Source organism: Rhodococcus sp. ACT016, assembly GCF_050477185.1.
In the GTDB taxonomy this organism is placed as follows: Bacteria; Actinomycetota; Actinomycetes; order Mycobacteriales; family Mycobacteriaceae; genus Prescottella.
Window position 1 is genome coordinate 2,405,744 of the sequence record NZ_JBEAET010000001.1, and the last position, 20,245, is coordinate 2,425,988.

20 protein-coding genes are annotated in these 20,245 nt (G+C 70.0%); 4 read left to right on the top strand and 16 right to left on the bottom strand.

Annotated features, from left to right (window positions below):
• Positions 1 to 59: 59 nt before the first annotated feature.
• From argH to ACQ5DX_RS11170, 9 genes are read right to left on the bottom strand one after another with little or no spacing between them, the layout of a single operon-like run.
• A complete protein-coding gene (gene argH / locus ACQ5DX_RS11130) occupies positions 60 to 1,481 on the bottom strand; it encodes an argininosuccinate lyase (protein ID WP_430332675.1) in 1,422 nt (473 codons plus the stop codon).
• Positions 1,482 to 1,483: 2 nt separating this feature from the next.
• Positions 1,484 to 2,683: an argininosuccinate synthase gene (locus ACQ5DX_RS11135; RefSeq protein ID WP_430332676.1), complete on the bottom strand. Its 1,200-nt coding sequence runs from the start codon at positions 2,681 to 2,683 to the stop codon at positions 1,484 to 1,486.
• A 49-nt stretch (positions 2,684 to 2,732) separates the two neighbouring features.
• Positions 2,733 to 3,242: an arginine repressor gene (locus tag ACQ5DX_RS11140; protein WP_430335626.1), complete on the bottom strand. Its 510-nt coding sequence runs from the start codon at positions 3,240 to 3,242 to the stop codon at positions 2,733 to 2,735.
• Positions 3,239 to 4,177, bottom strand: coding sequence for an ornithine carbamoyltransferase (gene argF, locus ACQ5DX_RS11145; RefSeq protein WP_430332677.1), 939 nt, complete (start codon positions 4,175 to 4,177; stop codon positions 3,239 to 3,241). The genes ACQ5DX_RS11140 and argF overlap by 4 nt, the downstream gene beginning before the upstream one ends.
• Before the next feature lie 3 nt (positions 4,178 to 4,180).
• A complete protein-coding gene (locus tag ACQ5DX_RS11150) occupies positions 4,181 to 5,398 on the bottom strand; it encodes an acetylornithine transaminase (protein ID WP_430332678.1) in 1,218 nt (405 codons plus the stop codon).
• Entirely contained in the window at positions 5,395 to 6,318 is a 924-nt protein-coding gene (gene argB / locus ACQ5DX_RS11155) for an acetylglutamate kinase (protein ID WP_430332679.1), read from the bottom strand. The genes ACQ5DX_RS11150 and argB overlap by 4 nt, the downstream gene beginning before the upstream one ends.
• Positions 6,315 to 7,559, bottom strand: coding sequence for a bifunctional glutamate N-acetyltransferase/amino-acid acetyltransferase ArgJ (gene argJ / locus ACQ5DX_RS11160; RefSeq protein WP_430332680.1), 1,245 nt, complete (start codon positions 7,557 to 7,559; stop codon positions 6,315 to 6,317). Before argJ ends, argB begins: the two co-directional genes overlap by 4 nt.
• Positions 7,556 to 8,638 (bottom strand): N-acetyl-gamma-glutamyl-phosphate reductase, encoded by a 1,083-nt coding sequence (gene argC / locus ACQ5DX_RS11165; RefSeq protein ID WP_430332681.1) that lies wholly within the window; start codon positions 8,636 to 8,638, stop codon positions 7,556 to 7,558. The genes argJ and argC overlap by 4 nt, the downstream gene beginning before the upstream one ends.
• A gap of 55 nt (positions 8,639 to 8,693) precedes the next feature.
• Positions 8,694 to 10,232 carry a class I adenylate-forming enzyme family protein gene (locus ACQ5DX_RS11170; RefSeq protein ID WP_430332682.1) on the bottom strand — a complete coding sequence of 513 codons (1,539 nt, stop codon included), beginning with the start codon at positions 10,230 to 10,232 and terminating at the stop codon, positions 8,694 to 8,696.
• Positions 10,233 to 10,343: 111 nt separating this feature from the next.
• Here ACQ5DX_RS11170 and ACQ5DX_RS11175 point away from each other — a divergent pair, with 111 nt between their 5' ends.
• A complete protein-coding gene (locus ACQ5DX_RS11175) occupies positions 10,344 to 12,014 on the top strand; it encodes an acyl-CoA dehydrogenase family protein (protein WP_430332683.1) in 1,671 nt (556 codons plus the stop codon).
• Positions 12,015 to 12,114: 100 nt separating this feature from the next.
• On the opposite strand, the gene ACQ5DX_RS11180 is transcribed toward ACQ5DX_RS11175, so the two are convergent.
• The 7 genes from ACQ5DX_RS11180 to infC all read right to left on the bottom strand — a co-directional run bounded on the left by ACQ5DX_RS11180 (position 12,115) and on the right by infC (position 18,512).
• Positions 12,115 to 12,567, bottom strand: coding sequence for a PspA/IM30 family protein (locus tag ACQ5DX_RS11180; RefSeq protein ID WP_430332684.1), 453 nt, complete (start codon positions 12,565 to 12,567; stop codon positions 12,115 to 12,117).
• Positions 12,568 to 12,631: 64 nt separating this feature from the next.
• Positions 12,632 to 15,121 carry a phenylalanine--tRNA ligase subunit beta gene (gene pheT, locus ACQ5DX_RS11185; RefSeq protein ID WP_430332685.1) on the bottom strand — a complete coding sequence of 830 codons (2,490 nt, stop codon included), beginning with the start codon at positions 15,119 to 15,121 and terminating at the stop codon, positions 12,632 to 12,634.
• A 30-nt stretch (positions 15,122 to 15,151) separates the two neighbouring features.
• Positions 15,152 to 16,222, bottom strand: a complete 1,071-nt coding sequence (gene pheS / locus ACQ5DX_RS11190; protein ID WP_430332686.1) for a phenylalanine--tRNA ligase subunit alpha — start codon at positions 16,220 to 16,222, stop codon at positions 15,152 to 15,154.
• Between the two features lie 105 nt (positions 16,223 to 16,327).
• On the bottom strand, positions 16,328 to 17,128 hold the full coding sequence (locus ACQ5DX_RS11195; protein ID WP_430332687.1) for a TrmH family RNA methyltransferase: 801 nt from the start codon (positions 17,126 to 17,128) through the stop codon (positions 16,328 to 16,330).
• A 23-nt stretch (positions 17,129 to 17,151) separates the two neighbouring features.
• Positions 17,152 to 17,541, bottom strand: a complete 390-nt coding sequence (gene rplT, locus ACQ5DX_RS11200) for a 50S ribosomal protein L20 (protein ID WP_031938929.1) — start codon at positions 17,539 to 17,541, stop codon at positions 17,152 to 17,154.
• 64 nt (positions 17,542 to 17,605) lie between these two features.
• Positions 17,606 to 17,800 (bottom strand): 50S ribosomal protein L35, encoded by a 195-nt coding sequence (rpmI, locus tag ACQ5DX_RS11205; RefSeq protein ID WP_137798561.1) that lies wholly within the window; start codon positions 17,798 to 17,800, stop codon positions 17,606 to 17,608.
• Positions 17,801 to 17,852: 52 nt separating this feature from the next.
• Positions 17,853 to 18,512 carry a translation initiation factor IF-3 gene (gene infC / locus ACQ5DX_RS11210; RefSeq protein ID WP_430335627.1) on the bottom strand — a complete coding sequence of 220 codons (660 nt, stop codon included), beginning with the start codon at positions 18,510 to 18,512 and terminating at the stop codon, positions 17,853 to 17,855.
• A 343-nt stretch (positions 18,513 to 18,855) separates the two neighbouring features.
• Between infC and ACQ5DX_RS11215 the strand changes: the two genes are divergently transcribed.
• The 3 genes from ACQ5DX_RS11215 (at position 18,856) to ACQ5DX_RS11225 (ending at position 19,898) form a co-directional block, all read left to right on the top strand.
• Positions 18,856 to 19,242 (top strand): DUF1844 domain-containing protein, encoded by a 387-nt coding sequence (locus ACQ5DX_RS11215; protein WP_430332688.1) that lies wholly within the window; start codon positions 18,856 to 18,858, stop codon positions 19,240 to 19,242.
• Between the two features lie 214 nt (positions 19,243 to 19,456).
• Complete coding sequence (locus ACQ5DX_RS11220) at positions 19,457 to 19,582, top strand: hypothetical protein (RefSeq protein ID WP_430332689.1); 126 nt, start codon at positions 19,457 to 19,459, stop codon at positions 19,580 to 19,582.
• A gap of 184 nt (positions 19,583 to 19,766) precedes the next feature.
• Positions 19,767 to 19,898 (top strand): hypothetical protein, encoded by a 132-nt coding sequence (locus ACQ5DX_RS11225; protein ID WP_430332690.1) that lies wholly within the window; start codon positions 19,767 to 19,769, stop codon positions 19,896 to 19,898.
• Positions 19,899 to 20,245: the final 347 nt, after the last annotated feature.

Below are 20,245 nucleotides of genomic sequence, written 5' to 3' on the forward strand. Positions count from 1 at the left end.
CCTTTCACACTACTGCGTGTGTGGGACGGCGGTTACACCGACTGGCGGTCCGGTTCGTCTTACGCGCGGGTCCACTCCCGCAGCGTGTCGGCCGAGCGGCGCACACCACCGAGCTGCTCCGCGACACGGATCCCGGCGGTGCCGCCGCGCGCGCTGCGCGATGCGATCGAACCGTGCACGGTGAGGACCTCGCGCACCGCGGGGGTCAGCGCCGAATCCACACCGGCGAGCTCCTCGTCGGTGAGATCGTCGAGTCCCACCCCACGAGCCTCCGCGACGCGAACGCACGCGCCGGCCGCCTCGTGCGCCACCCGGAACGGAACGCCCTGACGGACCATCCATTCCGCGATGTCGGTGGCGAGCGTGAAGCCCGCCGGAGCGAGCTCCTCCATGCGGTCGGTGTGGAACTCGAGGGTGGAGACCAGACCGGTGATGGCCGGCAGCAACAGCTCGAGCTGCGCCACCGAATCGAACACCGGCTCCTTGTCCTCCTGCAGGTCGCGGTTGTACGCGAGCGGCTGCGCCTTGAGCGTCGCCAGCAGGCCGGTGACGTTGCCGATCAGACGCCCGGCCTTGCCACGGGTCAGCTCCGAGACGTCCGGGTTCTTCTTCTGCGGCATGATCGACGATCCCGTCGACCACGCGTCGGCCAGCGTGATGTACCCGAACTCCGGTGTGCTCCAGATGATGACCTCTTCGGCCATCCGGGACAGGTCCACCGCGATCATCGCGAACACGAACGCGGCCTCGGCCGCGAAGTCGCGCGACGACGTCGCATCGATCGAGTTCTCGGCGGCCGAATCGAAGTTCAGCTCCGCGGCGATCGCGTCGGGATCCAGCCCCAGCGACGAGCCCGCCAACGCGCCGGATCCGTACGGGGACACCGCGGCCCGCTTGTCGAAGTCACGCAGACGCTCGACGTCGCGCAGCAAGGGATGCGTGTGCGCCAGCAGATGGTGCGCCAACAGGACCGGCTGCGCCGCCTGCAGGTGCGTCTTGCCGGGCATCACGGCCTCGGGATGCGCCGCGGCCTGCACCGCCAGCGCGTCGACCACGTCGAGCACGCCGTCGGCGATCCGGCGGACCGCGTCGCGCAGCCACATCCGGAACAGCGTGGCCACCTGGTCGTTGCGGGAGCGTCCCGCGCGCAGCCGGCCACCGACCTCGGGGCCGACCCGCTCGATCAGCCCACGCTCGAGCGCTCCGTGGACGTCCTCGTCGGACTCCGCCGGCACGAACGCGCCGGAGGCGACGTCCGCACCGAGCCGGGTGAGGCCGTCGAGCATCGTCGCGAGGTCGGCGTCACTGAGCAGCCCAGCCTTGTGCAGGACCTTGGCGTGCGCCTGGGAGGCCCGCACGTCGTACGGCGCGAGCGTCCAGTCGAAGTGCGTCGACTTGCTCAGGGCGGCCATGGCGGCGGCCGGTCCGGACTCGAACCGGCCGCCCCAGAGGGCACCTTCGTTGGTGCCGTGTTCGGCCATCGTTACAGGCCCAGATCGCGCTTCGCGGCGACCTTGGAGGACAGGCCGTGGATGTTGACGAAGCCCTTGGCGTACGACTGGTCGAAGGTGTCGCCCTCGTCGTAGGTCGCCAAGTTGAAGTCGTACAGCGACTCCGGGCTGCGGCGACCGTTCACGGTGATGGCACCGCCGTGCAGGAACAGGCGGATGTCGCCGGTGACGCGCTCCTGGGTCTTGGCGACGAAGGAATCGAGCGCATCCTTGAGCGGCGAGAACCACAGGCCGTCGTAGACCAGCTCGCTCCAGCGCTGCTCCATCTGGCGCTTGTAGCGGCCCAGCTCACGCTCCAGGGTCAGGTGCTCGAGTTCCTGGTGCGCGGTAATGAGGACCATCGCGCCCGGGGCCTCGTAGATCTCGCGGCTCTTGATACCCACGAGACGGTCCTCGACGACGTCGAGACGGCCGACGCCCTGCGCGCCCGCACGCTTGTTGAGCTCCTGGATGGCCTCGAGCACCGTGACCGGCTTGCCGTCGATCGCGACCGGCTTGCCCGCCTCGAAGCTGATGATCAGCTCGTCGGGGCTGTTCCAGTTCAGGGTCGGGTCCTGCGTGTAGTCGTACACGTCCTTGGTGGGCGCGTTCCACAGGTCCTCGAGGAAGCCCGTCTCCACCGCGCGGCCCCACACGTTCTGGTCGATCGAGAACGGCGAGCGCTTGGTGACGTTGATCGGGATGTTGTTCTCCTCGGCGAAGGCGATGGCCTTCTCCCGGGTCCACGCGTAGTCGCGGACCGGCGCGATCACCTCGAGGTCGGGCGCGAGCGCACCGAAGCCGACCTCGAAGCGGACCTGGTCGTTGCCCTTGCCGGTGCAGCCGTGCGAGACGACGGTGCCGCCGTGGGCGCGAGCGGCCTCGACGATGTGCTTGACGATCAGCGGGCGGCTGATGGCCGACACCAGCGGGTACCGGTCCATGTACAGGGCGTTCGCCTGGATCGTCGGCAGGCAGTACTCGTTCGCGAACTCGTCGCGGGCATCCACCACGACCGACTCGACGGCACCGCAGTCGAGCGCACGCTGACGCACGACGTCCATGTCCTCGCCACCCTGGCCGAGATCGATGGCGACGGCGACGACCTCCTTGCCGGTCTCCTTGCCGATCCAGCTGATGGCCACGGAGGTGTCCAGCCCGCCCGAGTAGGCGAGTACGACGCGATCAGCCATGGTGTGTGTGCTCCTTAGAAATCGAAGTGTTCGGAAAAGATTCTAGTGGTCAGGCCAGGCGCTCGATCGCCGCGGCAAGCTCCGCTCCGGTGAGCGGCTCACGGGCCACCACGAGGATGGTGTCGTCGCCCGCGATGGTGCCGACGACGTCGGGCAGCGAGGCCCGGTCGAGCGCGCTGGCCAGGTAGTGCGCGGCCCCCGGCGGGGTGCGCAGGACGGCCAGGTTGCCGCTGGCGTCGGTGGACACCAGCAGCTCCCCCAACAGCCGGGACAGGCGGTCGGTGCCGCCGGAGACGCCCCGCACGGGCGAGCCGTCCTCCGGCACCACGTACACGCCGGCGCCGCCGTCGGCCGCCCGCAGCTTCACCGCGCCGAGTTCCTCGAGGTCCCGCGACAGCGTCGCGTTCGACACCTCGATGCCTTCGGCGGCCAGCAGCGCGGCGAGTTCGGCCTGGCTGCGGATGTGCCGTTCGGCCACGAGCGCGGTGATGCGGGCCTGCCGGCCGGCGCGGGTGTGCGCGACGGCGGCCGCCGGCTGCGCGCCCGGGGCCGACGTCACGGCCGCGTCCCGGCCCGCTCGAGGAGCCACACCAGCAGCGCCTTCTGCGCGTGCAGCCGGTTCTCGGCCTCGTCCCACGCCCCGGACTGCGGGCCGTCGAGGACCTCGTCGGTGATCTCCTCGCCGCGATGCGCGGGCAGGCAGTGCAGCACGACGGCGTCCGGCGCGGCCTTGGCGAGCAGGTCCGAGTTGATCTGGAACGGGCGGAACGGTCCGACGCGGTCCAGGCCGTCATCCTCCTGGCCCATCGACGTCCACGTGTCGGTGACGAGCGCGTCGGCGCCGACGACGGCGGCCTGCGGGTCGTCGGTGACGGTGATCATCGCGCCGGTCTGCTCGGCCCGCACGCGGGCGGCATCGACGATCGTCGGGTCGGGGGCGAACCCGACCGGTGCCGCGATCGTGACGTGGACGCCCGCGGTGACGCCGCCGAGCAGCAGCGAGTGCGCCATGTTGTTGGCGCCGTCGCCGAGGTACGTCAGCTTCAGGCCCTTCAGCTCGCCCTTGCGCTCGGCGAGCGTCTGCAGGTCCGCCAGCACCTGGCACGGGTGGAACTGGTCCGACAGCGCGTTGACGATCGGAATCGTCGCACCCTCGGCCATCTGCTCGAGCCGCTCCTGTCCGAACGTGCGCCAGACGACGGCGTCGACGAAGCGGGACAGCACGCGCCCGGTGTCCTGCAGGGTCTCGTCGCGTCCCAGCTGCGTCTTGCTGCCGTCGACGACGACGGCGTGCCCACCGAGTTGCGCGATGCCCATCTCGAACGAGAAGCGGGTGCGGGTCGAGTTCTTGTCGAAGATGACTCCGACGCCGCGCGGGCCCTCGAGCGGCCGCTGCGAGAACGGGTTCGCCTTGATCTCCCGGGCGAGGGCCAGAACCTCGGCCTGCTCGGCCGGGGTGAGGTCGTCGTCCCTCAAGAAGTGCCGGATCGTCATGTACTACTTGCCTCCTGCCGGTTCCGCTGCAGCTGCATCGAGAATTCCCGGCAGCGCCGCGACAAATCCTTCCGCCTGCTCGTCGGTGAGGATCAACGGGGGTGCCAACCGGATCACGCCGGGCTGCGCGGCGTTCACCAGGTAGCCGACCTCGCGGGCGGCGGTCTCGACGGCTGGGGCGACGTCCGCGGTGAGCACGACACCCAGCAGCAGACCGGCGCCACGGACGTGGTCGACGAGCGGGTGCCCGAGACCCTCGATGCCGGTGGAGAGCACCTTGCCGATCATGTCGGCGCGGGTCAGCAGGTCGTCGGCGGCGATCGTCTTCAGGACCGCGAGCGCGGCCGACGCGCACACCGGGTTGCCGCCGAAGGTGGTGCCGTGCTTGCCCGGACCGAACAGCTCCGCGGCCGCGCCGGTCGCGATGCAGGCACCGATGGGCATGCCGCCACCGAGGCCCTTCGCGAGGGTCATGACGTCGGGCACGATGCCCGCGGCCTGGTGCGCGTAGAACCAGCCGGTGCGGCCGATGCCGGTCTGCACCTCGTCGAGGATCAACAACGCGCCGCGTTCTGCGGTGATCCGCCGGGCGCCGGCGAGGTAGCCCTCGGGCGGCACCACGACGCCGCCCTCGCCCATGATCGGCTCGAGGAACACCGCGGCGGTGTCCTCGTCGACGGCCCGGTCGAGCGCCTCGAGGTCGCCGTAGGGCACGTGCTCGACGCCGGGCGGCATCGGCTCGAACGGGGCCCGCTTGTCGGGTTGGCCGGTGAGCGCGAGCGCACCCATGGTCCGGCCGTGGAACGCCTTCTCGGCGGCGATGATCTTGCGCCGGCCCGTGGCCCGGGCCAGCTTGAACGCGGCCTCGTTGGCCTCGGTGCCGGAGTTGCACAGGAACACTCGACCGGTCACGGAGCCGGCGCTGTCTCCGACACCCAGCTGCGCGAGGAGGTGCTCGGCCAGCGCGACCGCCGGCTCGCTCGCGTACAGGTTCGACACGTGTCCGAGGGTGGACAGCTGGGTGGTGACCGCCTCGACGATCGCCGGATGCGCATGGCCCAGGATGTTCACCGCGATGCCGGCGAGCAGATCCAGGTACTGCTTGCCGTCCGCGTCGGTGACGACCGCACCCTCGCCACGGACCAACGCCACCCGCGGCACGCCGTAGGTGTTCATCAGTGCGCCGGACCAGCGCTGCTGGAGATCCGTCGTGGCAGTCATGCCAGTCCTTCCGTGGTTGCGATGTGGGGTGCGGGGGCGGGAACGACCATCGTGCCGATGCCCTCGCCGGTGAAGAGTTCGAGCAGGACCGAGTGCGCGACGCGGCCGTCGATGACGTGCGCGGTGGGCACCCCGCCCTCGACGGCGCGCAGGCAGGCCTCCATCTTGGGGACCATGCCGGCGTCCAGACTCGGCAGCAGCTGACGCAGCGCGGCCGCGTCGATCTCGGACGCGAGCGACGAGCGATCCGGCCAGTCGGTGTACAGACCCTCGACGTCGGTGAGGACGACGAGCTTCTCGGCGCCGATGGCCTCGGCCAGTGCCGCGGCCGCGGTGTCGGCGTTGATGTTGTGCACGACGCCGTCCTCGTCGGGCGCGATCGTCGACACGACCGGAATGCGTCCGGCCGCAATGAGATCGAGCACCGCCGCAGGGTTGACCGTGGTGACGTCGCCGACGAGACCGATGTCGGTGGCCTCGCCGTCGACCTGCACGGTGCGGCGGGTCGCGGTGAAGAGGCGCGCGTCCTCGCCGGAGATGCCGACCGCGAACGGGCCGTGCGCGTTGATCAGGCCGACCAGCTCGCGGCCGACCTGACCGAACAGCACCATGCGGACGACGTCCATGACCTCGGGGGTCGTGACGCGGAAGCCGCCGCGAAACTCGCCCTCCATGCCGAGGCGCTTCAGCATCGCGTTGATCTGCGGGCCACCGCCGTGAACGACGACGGGATGGATGCCGATCGTGCGCAGGAACGCCATGTCCGCGGCGAACGCGCTCTTGAGATCGTCGTCGATCATCGCGTTGCCGCCGTACTTGATGACGACGACCTTGTCGTGGAAGCGCTGCAGCCACGGCAGCGCCTCGGCCAGGACGTACGCCTTCTGGCTCGACGTGAGGTTCTCGATGGACTCGGTCATGACGAGTACGCCGAGTTCTCTTCGACGTACGCGTGCGAAAGGTCGGTGGTTCGGATGCTGGCGCTGGACGCTCCGACCCCGAGTTCGACGACCAGCTCGATGTCCATGCCCGACAGATCGACCTCGCGCGCGCCGGGCGCACCGACACCGTCGATGCAGACCGGGTTGCCGTTGAACGACACCGCGATCCGGTCCGGGTCGAGGGTGATGGGCGCGATGCCGACCGCGGCGAGCACGCGACCCCAGTTGGGGTCGGAGCCGAACAGCGCGGTCTTGACCAGGCTGTCGCGGGCGATGGTGCGGGCGGCGACGAGGGCGTCCTGCTCGGAGGCCGCGCCGTTGACGGTGACGCGGACGCGCTTGGTGACGCCCTCCGCGTCGGCCATCATCTGCTCGGCCAGGTCGTCGCACACCGCGAGGACGGCCGCGTTGAGCTCCTCCTGCGAGGGCGCGACGGAACTCGCCCCGGACGCGAGCAGCAGCACGGTGTCGTTGGTGGAGGTCGCGCCGTCGACGTCGAGCCGGTCGAACGTCATCCGGGTCGCGTGCCGCAGCGCCTCGTCGAGCTGCTCGGCGGTGGCGACGGCGTCGGTGGTGACGACGCAGAGCATCGTGGCGAGCGACGGCGCCAGCATGCCCGCACCCTTGGCCATGCCGCCGACGTTCCACTTGTCGGCGTGGTGCAGCGCGGCCTGCTTCGGGACGGTGTCGGTGGTCATGATCGCGTGCGCGGCGTCGGTGCCGCCGGAGATGCCGCCGGCCAGTTCGTGCACGATCTCGGTGACGCCGGCGAGGATCTTGTCCATCGGCAGCCGGTCACCGATCAGGCCGGTGGAGCACACCGCAACCTCGACCGCACCGGTCTCGGTGCCCCAGTCGCTGAGCGACGCGGCCACCTGTTCGGCGGTCTTGTGCGAATCCTGGAAGCCCGGGGCACCGGTGCAGGCGTTGGCGCCGCCCGAGTTGAGGACGACGGCCCGCAGGCGTCCGGTGGTGAGTACCTGCTGCGACCACAACACGGGCGCGGCCTTCACCTTGTTGGCGGTGAACACACCGGCGGCCGCCAGCTCCGGGCCCTCGTTGAACACGAGCGCCAAGTCGGACTTGCCGCTGACCTTGATGCCTGCCTTGATGCCGGCGGCGCGGAACCCGGCGGGAGCGGTGACACCCTGGGTGCGGATCAGCCGACCGCCGGCGATCTCGACCGCATCGGGCGCAGCGAACTCGGAATCGGTTGTCACGGAGCAACTCCCACAGTCGAGAGACCATCGGTCTCGGGCAGGCCCAGGGCCAGGTTCATGGATTGGACGGCAGCGCCGGCGGTGCCCTTGGTGAGGTTGTCGATCGCGGCGACCGCGACCAGCAGTCCGGCCTCGGCGTCGACGGTCACGGCGATCTGCACCGCGTTGGAGCCGACCACGGCGCCGGTCTGCGGCAGCTGCCCCTCCGGCAGCACGTGGACGAAGGGCTCGTCCTTGTACGCCTTCTCGTAGACGGCGCGGATCTCGTCCGCGGTCGCGGTGGTGGGCGCGGTGCACGTCGCGAGGATGCCGCGGGGCATCGGGGCCAGGACCGGCGTGAACGACACCGTCACGTCGGTGCCGGCGGCCGCGGAGAGGTTCTGCTTGATCTCGGGGGTGTGCCGGTGGGCGCCGCCGATGCCGTAGGCCCGGACGGAGCCCATGACCTCGGATCCGAGGAGGTCGGCCTTGGGTGCCTTGCCGGCGCCGGAGGTGCCGCTGACCGCGACCACGTTCACGCGCGGCTCGACCACACCCGCGGCGACGGCCGGGGCCAGCGCCAGCGACGACACCGTCGGGTAGCAGCCGGGCACCGCGATCCGGGTGGCGCCGACCAGCTTGTCCCGGCCGCCCGGCAGTTCGGGCAGGCCGTACGGCCAGCTACCCGCGTGCGGGCTGCCGTAGTACTTCTCCCACGCCGCGGCGTCGGTGAGCCGGAAGTCGGCACCGCAGTCGATGATGACGGTGGACTCGGGCAGTTGCTTCGCGATCTCCGCGGAGTTGCCGTGCGGCAGGCCGAGGAACACGACGTCGTGCCCGGAAAGTGTCTCGATGTCGGTCGGGCCGAGGACGCGGTCGGCGAGCGGCAGCAGGTGCGGATGGTGCGAGCCCAGCGTGGTGCCGGCGTTCCCGCCCGCGGTCAGCGCACCGATCACCAGCGAACCGTCGCGGTAGGCCGGGTGGCCGAGCAGCAGGCGCAGGATCTCACCGCCCGCGTACCCGCTGGCCCCCGCAATTGCGACCTTGATCGGCGACCGGCCGGCGGCCGCCGAAGCTCCAGAGTCTCCAGAAGTACCCATACGGATGATTATGCACCATCATGCAAACTCATTCATAGCGAGTATCCGGTCGAGCTCACTCCGTGAAGACGACACCCCGCAGCACGTGCTTCGTGAGCTTGCCCGACGGGTTCCGCGGCAGCGCGTCCACCAGCACCAACTCCCGCGGCACCTTGTACCGCGCCAGCTTGTCGGCCAGGTAGGTGCGCAGATCCTCGAGGTCGATTGTCCTCCCCTCGACAGGAACGACGACGGCGACCACCGTCTCGCCCCACTCGGGGTGCGGCCGGCCGATCACCGCGACGTCCACGACGTCGTCGTGCGGGCGGATCGCCTCCTCCACCTCCTGCGAGTAGACGTTCTCGCCGCCGGTGATGATGACATCCTTGAGGCGGTCGACGATGAACAGGTAGCCGTCGGCGTCGACGCGGGCGATGTCTCCGGTGCGGTACCAGCGCCCGTCGAAGACGTCGGCGGTGGCGGCGTCGTTGTCGAGGTAGCCGCGCATCCGAGTGTCGGCGCTGAGCCAGATCTCGCCGGTCTCCCCCGGCGCCGCGTCGACGCCGTCTGCGCGCACCACTCGCAGATCGACACCGGGCATGCCGCCCCGGCCGATCGAACCGGCCTTGGCGATCTGCTCGTGCGGGTACAGCGCCGTGCCGACCGGGCCCATCTCGCTCATCCCGTACACCTGATAGAAGTCGTCGGACCGGTAGACCCGGGCGAGCAGTTCCGCGGTCTCCGCGCCGATCGGCGCGCCGCCGTAGATCCAGCGGCGCATCGAGCTCAGGTCGTAGGCGGCGAGGTCGATGCCCTGCGCCTTCGCGATCTGCACCGGCGCGAGGTAGGCGATGGGCGCACCGAAGAACGCCGTGACCTTCTCCCGCTGGACCGTCTCGAGGAACTCGAGGGGGTGGTACTCGCGCTGCAGGATCACCGTGCCGCCCAGGAACAGCGTCGTGAGTGTCCAGTTGTTGAGCGGCGACGCGTGCCAGATCGGCATCGCGATGAGGAATCGGTCGTCGCGGGTCAGCCCCATCGTCGCGACGATGAGCGGCGGCACCGACGCGATCGTGCGATGCGTGTGCACGCAGCCCTTGGGCGCGCTGGTGGTTCCGGAGGTGTAGAGGATCTGCGCAAGGTCGTCCTCGGTTCCGTCGACGCCGTCCCACTCGGGGGCGGCCGCGACCACGGCGTCGAAGTCGTCCGCGTCCTCGACGTCGTCGCCGTGCGTGGCGGCCTCGGTGAGCAGCCACCGCGCCTCCGGCGCGCCCCCACGGGCGGCCGACACCAGATCGGCGGATACGACGCCGACCCGGGCACCGCTGTGGGCGATCGTGTACGCGACCTCGGGCGCGGTGAGCTTGTGGTTCACCGGGACGAGGACCCCACCCGCGCGCCAGATGCCGAAGGCGGCGATCAGAAATCCGGGCGAGTTGTAGGTCATCACCGCGACGCGGTCACCCGGCCCGACACCCTCGCGCCGGAACACCTCCGCGGCCCGCCGCGACGCGGCCTCGAGGTCGCGGTAGGTCAGGCGCTGATCGCTGTAGACCACTGCGTCCTTGTCGGGGAACTTTCTGCGGGCGCTCTCCAGCAACACGTTCAGATGCACCGGGGTCTCCTTCACTGAGCGGCGGTGGGGCGTTGCCCGTCGCACGATTCCGTTCTACAGTCGGCTACAAGAAGTGAATCATGATTCATTGCTTTGCGGAAGGGCTCGACAATGACGACAACCGACGACCGGACCGGCGCGGCGCCCCGCGGCCACCACACCCACGAGGTCTTCAACCAGGCGCCGCCACGGGTGGACGTCAACGAATTCACCGGCAACCTCCCGCTGGTCGAAGGCGTCGCCCGATACGACGCCGAGTGGGCGACCACGCACCTGTCCGAGGTGGGCGCGCTGGTCGGGACCGCCGAGTTCCAGCACGCCGCCGAACTCGCCAACACCGAGATCCCGCGCCTGAACACCCACGACCGGTACGGCCACCGCATCGACGAGGTCGAGTACCACCCCGCCTACCACCGGGTGATCTCCGCCGCGGTCGAGCACGGTGCACACACGTCGGCGTGGGCGCAGCCGCGGGCCGGCGCCAACGTCGCCCGCGCCGCGACGTTCATGCTGTTCGCGCAGGTCGAGCCGGGTCACGCGTGCCCGATCTCGATGACCCACTCGGCGGTGCCGTCGCTGATGCTCGCGCCGGACCTCGCCGAGCGCTGGCTGCCGCGGCTCTACTCGCGGGGCTACGACGGCGCCCTCGCCGCACCCGGCGACAAGCCCGGCGTGCTGTTCGGCATGGCGATGACCGAGAAGCAGGGCGGCTCCGACGTCCGCGCGAACACCACCACCGCCGCGCCGCTGTCCGACGGTATGTACGCGCTCACCGGGCACAAGTGGTTCTGCTCGGCCCCGATGTCGGACGGCTTCCTGGTCCTGGCCAACGCGCCCGAGGGACTGTCGTGCTTCCTGGTGCCGCGAGTGCTCGAGGACGGCACCCGCAACGTGTTCCGCATCCAACGGCTCAAGGACAAGCTCGGCAACAAGTCGAACGCCTCGTCCGAGATCGAGCTCGACGGGACGATCGGCCATCTCGTCGGCGAACCGGGCCGCGGCGTGCGCACGATCATCGAGATGGTGTCACGCACCCGCCTCGACTGCGTGTACGGCTCGACGGCCGGCATGCGGCAGTCCGTCGCCGAGGCGCTGTGGCACGTCCGGCACCGGTCCGCGTTCGGGGCGACGCTCGTCGACCAGCCCGCGATGACCGCCGTCGTCGCCGATCTCGCGCTCGAGTCGGAGGCCGCGACCGCCACCGCCCTGCGTCTGGCCCGCGCCCACGACGTCGACGCGTCGGAGTCGGAGAAGGCGTTCCGGCGGCTGGCGACGGCGGTGAGCAAGTACTGGATCTGTAAGCGCGGACCGCATCACGCCTACGAGTCGCTCGAGTGCCTCGGCGGCAACGGCTACACCGAGGCCTTCCCCCTCGCCCGCCGGTTCCGCGAGCAGCCGGTGATGGCCGTGTGGGAGGGGTCGGGCAACGTGATCGCGCTCGACGTCCTGCGCGCGATGACCCGCGAGCCCGAGTCGGTGCAGGCGTTCGACGCCGAACTGAACCTCGCCCGCGGAGCCTCGACGCTGTTCGACGCGCACCTCGACCGCCTCCGGGTGATGCTCGCCGAACTCGCCACCCTGGACCCGGGCGCCGCACAGTTCCGGGCGCGCCCGGTGGCCGCGGCGATGGCACTGGGACTGCAGGGCTCGCTGCTGCTGCGCACCGCCCCCACCGCGGTCGCGGAGGCGTTCATCGGTGCCCGCCTGGGCGCCGACCGCGACCTCGAGTACGGATCGCTGCCCGCCGGAACGGATTTCGGGGCGATCCTCGAACGTCACTGACCCCGCACGCCGTGGTCGGTTCACTACCGCCGTCCCAGCCCGGGGTCACCGCGTGCTGGGGCGTCGGCGTCCCGATCATCCGTCCGCAGTAGCTGGTCGGCTACTCGTTCTTCATCGACCGGCGGATCTCGTCGAGCTTGTCGTGGGCGGCCTTCTCCCGCGCCTGCCACTGCTCGTCGAGGTCGCGTCCGGCCTGGCTGTCCCGCTCGAGTTCCTCCGAGCCGAGCGCCGTCCCGAACCGCTCCTCGATCTTGTCGCGGACACGGTCGAACGTCGGCACACCCGCGTCGGTGTAGTCGGGTGCGGGTGTCGAGGCGGTCCCGAGCGTCAGCGGCGGCGGAACCTCCGGCGGCACACTGGGCCGCGACGGGTCCGGCGGGATGTCCGAGGTCTGGCCGCCGCCCGCGGAAAGCATGGACGCGGCCGCGTGCACCGGAGCGAGCGCCGGGCGCCCGGCCGTGACGGCGAGTACCGCCGCCAGCAACTCGGCGTCGCCGAGACTACGCAGTCTTTCGAGCGCGGCGTCCGATCCGCCACTGTCCATATCGACCATGAGGGGCTCCTCTCGCTGACATCCAGGCTAGCGAGAGGAGCCCCTCATCGGTCGAACTCGTTTGTCAGCCGCGCAGAACGGCTCCGACGGCGTCTGCGGCGGCCGCGACGGCGGCGTCACGCGCGGCGCTGGCCTCGTCCTCGGTCAGCGTGCGATCGGCGCCGCGGAAGCGCAGCGCGAACGCCAGCGACTTGCGGCCCTCGCCAACCTGCTCGCCCTCGAAGACGTCGAACAGGCGGATGTCCTCGAGCAGCTCACCGCCGCCGCTGCGCAGCGCAGCCTCGACCGCGGCGGCCGGGACCGACGCGTCGACGACCACCGCGACGTCCTGCAGGACGGCCGGGAACGGCGAAATCCGCGGAGCCGGGAGAACTTCGGCGACAGGCAGCGCGTCGAGGTCGATCTCGAGCGCACACGTCCGCGCCGGCAGTCCGGCCCGCTCGAGCACCGCCGGGTGCAGCTCGCCCGCATGCCCGACGACCGTGCCGTCGAACACGACCTCGGCGCAGCGGCCCGGGTGCCACGGCAGGTACTGCGCGGCCCGCAGCTCGACCGTGACGCCGGCGGCGTCGGCGATCGTCTGCACCGCGGCGAACGCGTCCGCGGCCTCGGCGGGACGGCCGGCACCCCACGGTCCGGACGGCTCCCGCAGACCCGACAGCACCGCCGCGACGTGCAGCGGCTGCGCGGGCAGCGACTTCAGCAGCTCGGCGATCTGCTCGTCGGTGGGACGACGGTCCACCGGTAGCGCGTCGACGGGCTTGGTGTCCGGTCCCGGCTCCACCACCTGCGCGATGCCGAACAGCGACAGGTCTCGCTGGCCACGAGAAGCGTTGCGCGCCAAGACCTCGAGCATGCCAGGCAGCAGCGTGGTGCCGAGTTCCGGACGATCCGACTCGAGCGGGTTGAGCACCTTGGTGGTGTTGCGGCGCGGGTCGTCGGCATCCAGTCCCCACGTGTCGAACACCGCGTGCGGCAGGAACACCGGCGGCAGGATCTCGACGAAGCCCGACGCGGCCAGCATCCGGCCCACGGCGCGACGACGACGCTGCTCCGGGGTCAGCCCACGGCCGGCCGGGGCGTGCGGCAGCACCGACGGGATCTGCTCGAGCCCTTCGAGACGCAGCACCTCCTCGACCAGGTCGGCGGGCTGCACCAGATCCGGACGCCACGACGGCGGGGTCACAACCAGCTGACCGTGTCCGGTCTCGCTGACGCCGACCTCGACGGTGCACCCGATCTGCGTCAGGCGTCGTGCGGCCGTGCCGTTCGGGTAGCTCACTCCGGCGACGCGATCCGGCAGGTCGATGTCCATGCGGATCTGGCCCGACGGCGCGACACCGCCGACGTCGGTCAGCACGGGTTCGACGGTGCCGCCCGCGATCTCGACGAGCAGCGCGGCGGCACGATCCAGTGCCGGGAGGGCCACCTCGGGATCGACGACGCGCTCGTATCGCTTGCTGGCCTCGCTGATCAGCTTGTGCCGACGCGACGTCTTGAACACCGCGAGCGGATCCCACGTGGCCGACTCGAGCAGGATGTCGGTGGTGCCGTCGTGGACCTCGGTGGTGGCGCCGCCCATCACGCCGGCGAGCGAAACCACGCCGGAATCGTCGGCGATCACGACGTCCTCGGGATCGAGGGTCCGCTCCACGCCGTCGAGGGTGGTGAGCTTCTCCCCCGCCTCGGCGCGACGCACCACGAGGCCGCCCTGGACCTTCGCCGCGTCGAACGCGTGCAGCGGCTGACCCAGCTCGAGCAGCACGTAGTTGGTGACGTCGACCGCCGGCGAGATCGGGCGCACGCCCGACATCAGCAGTCGGCGCTGCAGCCACCACGGGCTGACCGCCTTGGGGTCGATGCCGGTGATCCGGCGCGCCGTGAAGCGGGTGGCCTTCGATTCCGGCTCGAGCTGGATCGACCACGCCTCGCCACCGTCCGACGGCAGAGCCGGGACCGCGGCCGGGTCGACGAAGTCCAGATCGAAACCGCAGGCCAGCTCGCGGGTGAGGCCGCGCACCGAGAAGCAGTAGCCGCGGTCCGGCGTGATGTTCAGCTCGATGATCGTGTCGTCGAGGCCGAGCAGCTCGTTGGCGTCGGTGCCCGGCTCGGCGGTCCCCGGCTCGAGGACGAGGATGCCCGAGTGGTCCTTGCCGATGCCCAGCTCGGAGGCCGAGCACATCATGCCGTTGGACACCTTGCCGTACGTCTTGCGGGACGCGATCGCGAAGCCACCCGGCAGCACCGCGCCCGGCAGGGCCGCGACGACGAGGTCACCCTCGGCGAAGTTCCGGGCGCCGCACACGATCTCCTGTGGCTCGGCGGCGCCGACCTCCACCTTGCAGAAGCGGATCGGCTTCTTGAACTCGGTGAGCTCCTCGATCTCCAGGACCCGGCCCACGACCAGCGGACCGGTCACCGGCTCGAGCGGATCGACCTCCTCGACCTCGAGGCCGACGCGGACGAACCCGGCGTCCAGCTCATCGGCGCTCACCTGCCACTCGGGCGTCGCCCGCTGCAGGATCTCGGTCAGCCACGATTGCGCTACTCGCACGTCTACTCAGCTCTCTCGTTCTCGTCGCGATCAGGCCTGGACACCGAAGGGCAGCGTGAATCGCACGTCGCCCTCGACGATGTCGCGCATGTCGGGGATGCCGTTGCGGAACTGCAGCGTCCGCTCGAGGCCCATGCCGAACGCGAAGCCTGAGTACTCGTCGGGGTCGATTCCGCACGCGCGCAGCACGTTCGGGTTCACCATGCCGCAGCCGCCCCACTCGACCCAGCCGGCGCCGCCCTTCTTGTTCGGGAACCACACGTCCACCTCGGCCGACGGCTCGGTGAACGGGAAGTAGTTGGGGCGCATACGGGTTCGCGTCTCCGGCCCGAACAGGGCGCGGGCGAAGGCGTCGAGCGTGCCGCGCAGGTGCGCCATGGTCAGGCCCTTGTCCACGGCCAGACCCTCGATCTGGGAGAAGACCGGCGTGTGGGTGGCGTCGAGTTCGTCGGTGCGGAACGTCCGGCCAGGGCACACCACGTAGATCGGGATCTCGCGGGAGAGCATCGTGCGCACCTGCACCGGCGAGGTGTGGGTGCGCAGCACCTGACGCGAGCCCTCGGGCGCGATGTGGAACGTGTCCTGCATCGTGCGGGCCGGATGATCGGGCAGGAAGTTGAGCGCATCGAAGTTGAAGTGCTCGGTCTCGACCTCGGGACCCTCGGCGACCTCCCAGCCCATGCCGACGAACACGTCGGCGATCTGCTCGGAGATGATCGTGATCGGGTGCCGTGCTCCGGCGGGCCGACGATCGGACGGCAGCGTCACGTCGATCGCCTCGGCGACCAGCACGGCCGCGTCACGCTCGGCCAGCAGCACCTCGCGGCGCGCGTCGAACGCCGTGGCGACCCGGGTGCGGGCCACGTTCACCCGCTTGCCGGCCTCGGACCGCTCCTCCTTGGGCAGTGCGCCCAGACCACGCTTGGCGAGCGCGATCGGCGCCTTGTCACCGAGATGATCGATCTTGGCCTTGGCGAGTGCGTCGAGGTCCGCGGCTGCCGCGAAGGCCTCCTCGGCGGCAAGTGCCGCGGCACCGAGGGACTCCTCGGTCAGCGCGTTCGCATCGACAGTCGGCGGGGCGCCGCCCTCATTCTTAGCCACGACCGGTGCAACTCCTTGTCTATCGATGGATATCAGCGCGCGGGGGCACAACACTCGAATCCTAGGCGATCGACCCAGGACGGTTCGAACGAGTTCGCCGCGCTCTCACGCGCCCCGATGCTGGACCCGCGCACTCGCGTACAGGCAGATGGATGCGGCCGTCGCCAGGTTGAGGCTTTCGGCCCGACCCCGGATGGGGATCCGCACCCGGTGATCGGCGCTGGCCGCGACCGCCGGATCGAGTCCGTGGGCCTCGTTGCCGAACAGCCACGCGGTGGGACGGGCCAGCAGGTCGTCGGCCTCGTCGAGGTTCACCTCGCCGTCCGCGGCCGTCGCGAGGACCTGAATCCCCGCGGTCGCGAGCGCGGCGAGGACGGCGTCGGTGTCGCGCTCCCGCACGATCGGCAGGTGGAACAGGCTGCCGGCGGACGAGCGCACGCACTTGCCGTTGTGCGGGTCGACGCTGTCACCGGCGAGGATCGCGGCGTCCGCCCCGACCGCGTCGGCGACCCGGATCACCGTGCCGGCGTTGCCCGGCTCGGCGATCGCGACGGGCACCGCCAGCAGGCGGGTGTCGGACGTGACCGCCTCCGCCAGCGGAACGTCCAGCAGATCGCAGACCGCGATCACGCCGGGCGGGGTGACGGTGTCACTCATCGCCCGAATCGCACGATCGGTGACGAGCGACGTCCGGACCCCGGCGCCATGCGCGGACTCGATCAGGCCGCGGTACCGCTCACCGGCGTGTTCGGTGAAGAACAGCTCGTGCACGGTGGTGCAGGCCAGCGCCTCGGTGACGGAGTTCTCGCCCTCGACGAGGAACCGCCCCGTCTTCCTGCGCTCTGCGCCACGCAGGAGCTTGACAGCAGAAACGACCCGTGGAGTCCGTTCGGTGAACGGGTCCACGGGTCGATCCTGGAACAGCTGACTCAGGCCGCTTCTCCGGCCGGAGCGTTGACGTCGGCCGGCAGCGCAGCCTTCGCGACGGCCACCAGGCCGGCGAACGCCGCAGCGTCGGAGACGGCCAGCTCGGCCAGGATCTTGCGATCGACCTCAACACCCGCAGCCTTCAGGCCCTGGATGAAGCGGTTGTAGGTGATGTCGTTGGCGCGAGCCGCGGCGTTGATACGAGCGATCCACAGCTTCCGGAAGTCGCCCTTGCGCGCGCGACGGTCACGGTAGGCGTAGGTCATCGAGTGGAGCTGCTGCTCCTTCGCCTTGCGGTACAGGCGCGAACGCTGTCCGCGGTAGCCGCTCGAGGCCTCGAGAATCGAACGACGCTTCTTCTGGGCGTTGACTGCCCTCTTTACGCGTGCCACTGCAAAATCCTGTCAATCTTCGGGGCGCTACCGCTGCCCCGGGTGGTCAAGTAGGGGAAAGTGCTCAGATGCCGAGCAGGCGCTTGATGCGGGGCGCATCCTGGTCGGCGACGACGGCCTTGCCGTCCAGGCGACGGGTCACGCGCGAGCTCTTGTGCTCGAGCAGGTGGCGACGTCCGGCCTTCTGGCGCAGGATCTTTCCGCTACCGGACACCTTGAATCGCTTCGCGGTGCCACTGTGGGTCTTCGACTTGGGCATGGAGTCCTCAGTTCTTGTGTTTCTGTACTTCGGTCTTCGTGACGTGGTCGAGCTACGCGCTCGGCGACGGCGCGGCGTCACCGTCACCGGCGGCCGGCTTCGGCTGCGCGGGCTGCGCAGCCTGCGCACCCTCTTGAGCCTTCGCGCGTGTCTTCGCACCCTTGTGCGGGGCGAGCACCATCGTCATGTTGCGGCCGTCCTGCTTCGCGGAGGTCTCCACGAAACCGAGGTCCGCGACGTCGGCGCCGAGACGCTGCAGCAGACGGAACCCAAGCTCGGGACGGGACTGCTCGCGACCACGGAACATGATCGTGACCTTGACCTTCGAACCCGCCTCGAGGAAGCGGATGACGTTCCGCTTCTTGGTCTCGTAGTCGTGATCGTCGATCTTGGGACGAAGCTTCTGCTCCTTGATGACGGTCTGCTGCTGGTTCTTCCGCGACTCACGCGCCTTCTGCGCCGTCTCGTACTTGAACTTGCCGTAGTCCATGATCTTGCAGACCGGTGGACGGGCATCGGGAGCCACCTCGACCAGGTCGAGGTCAGCCTCGAGTGCTACGCGAAGCGCATCCTCGACACGCACGATCCCAACCTGCTCACCACCGGGTCCGATGAGGCGAACCTCGGGAACTCGGATGCGCTCGTTGATGCGGGTCTCAGTGCTGATGGGGCCTCCTAGGTAGTGCGGTGCAGTCCGTTGACCGCGCCGCAGCCCGTGCGCCCTCTACCCCAACAAGAAAGCCCCGCGTCGGCGAGTTGCTCGCCGTGCGGGGCCCGATGTCGACCGGTGCAACGCCAACTCCGAGACCTCGGACTGGCATCCCTTCGTTTGACCGAAGGAGCCGCCGAGGACTTACCCTGGCGGCGACCGGACCACTGAACTGCACCGTTCGGTGCCGCGCAGAGGTGGGAGTCGGACTCCACTTTGCTGCCCTGGCCGGAGCCGAGGGCGGTCGTGACGAAAAGCCTAACATCAAACGAGCCACTGATCTAATCGCGTCGACCGTCGCGACCCGGCCGAATCCGCGCGCGCCCACGATGGAATCCTGACAGACATGACGCAGAACCCCGACCCCGCCGACGCAGTTCAGCACGCAGAGGACGACGTCGCCGACCTGGACGACGTCCGCGAGCTCGCCGACGTCCCCGCCATCGAGGTGATCAGCCGCGCCGCCGTCATGCTCATGAGCTCGGCCGCCGAGAAGCTGGGCCTGTCGGACCCCGATCCCGAGAACAGCCCCAACCTCGACCTGGACGAGGCGCGACGGGTCATCACGGCACTCGCCGGCCTCGTCACCGCATCCGTCGAGTACCTCGGCCCGCACGCCGGTCCGATCCGTGAGGGGCTGCAGGCGCTCCAGCGCGCGTTCCGCGAGACGTCGGCGCACCCGGACGGGCCCGGCAAGGGCCCCGGCGAGAAGTACACCGGCCCCGTCTACTGAGCCGCCTTCTCCAACCTGCCCGCGACGACGCCCGCATCCGGACACCCGGGTGCGGGCTTCGTGCGCCCGGCCGGTCGACTCGATCGGAATCGCAGTTTGCGCCAAATCGCATCGGGCGTTCCCACTCGATTGCTACCGTCCCCGACGGCATGACGGAGATCACTTCTCCCCCAACAGGCCCGGCTCGAGTCGGACCGAAACCTAGGAGACACGAATGGGATCGCTCCTCTCGATCGCCAAGCTTCTCGGCTTCGACCCCAAGGAGGCCCTCCCGGGGATACTCGATGAGCTGCTCGCCGCGTCCGTCGCCGCGAATCAGCCTCCTACCACCGGTCCGTAGATCCCCGACCGGAGCGGTCACCCCTGCCCGTGGGCTGACCAGCGAAAACGCCCGAAACGGGTGCCGGACGAGTCGGTCCGGAAAACCGCCTCCGCTACGGCCCCCTGTTGATACCGTGCTCGTCGCGTGACACCGCGCCATTGCGGTTCGCCTGCGAGGAGAACCTGCACCGAAGGAGCTTTCGATGGGATCGATCACCAATGTCCTCGGCGCTCTGCGACCCGTGTTCGACGTCGCCTTCGGCTCACTGGGCCCCGTGGTCGGAATGATCCTGCCCCTCACCAGCCTCGACCCCGGCAAGCTGGGCGACCTGTGATCGGGGCCGAGCAGTAGGTTCCGGTCCACAGCGCGCCAGAACCGCGGATCCACCGAAGCGGTGGGGGACGCTCAGTCCCCCACCGCTTTCGCGTATACCCCGTTGCGACCCCGCCGGCTGCGGCAGACTGTCCGACACCGCCAGTAGCCGCCTCAGCGCTACCAGCGCTACTAGCGTTACCTTCGGCCACCGGACCCCTGGACCGGTGTCGACGATCCAGTCGGAAGTCTCGTGACTTCCCCGCACGCGGAGCGCGTACGACACGCCAATCATCGGACATGTGTCCGCTTTCGCGCTGACCGGCGGAAACACGTCAACCAGGCATGAAAGAACCGGCTCGACGAAAC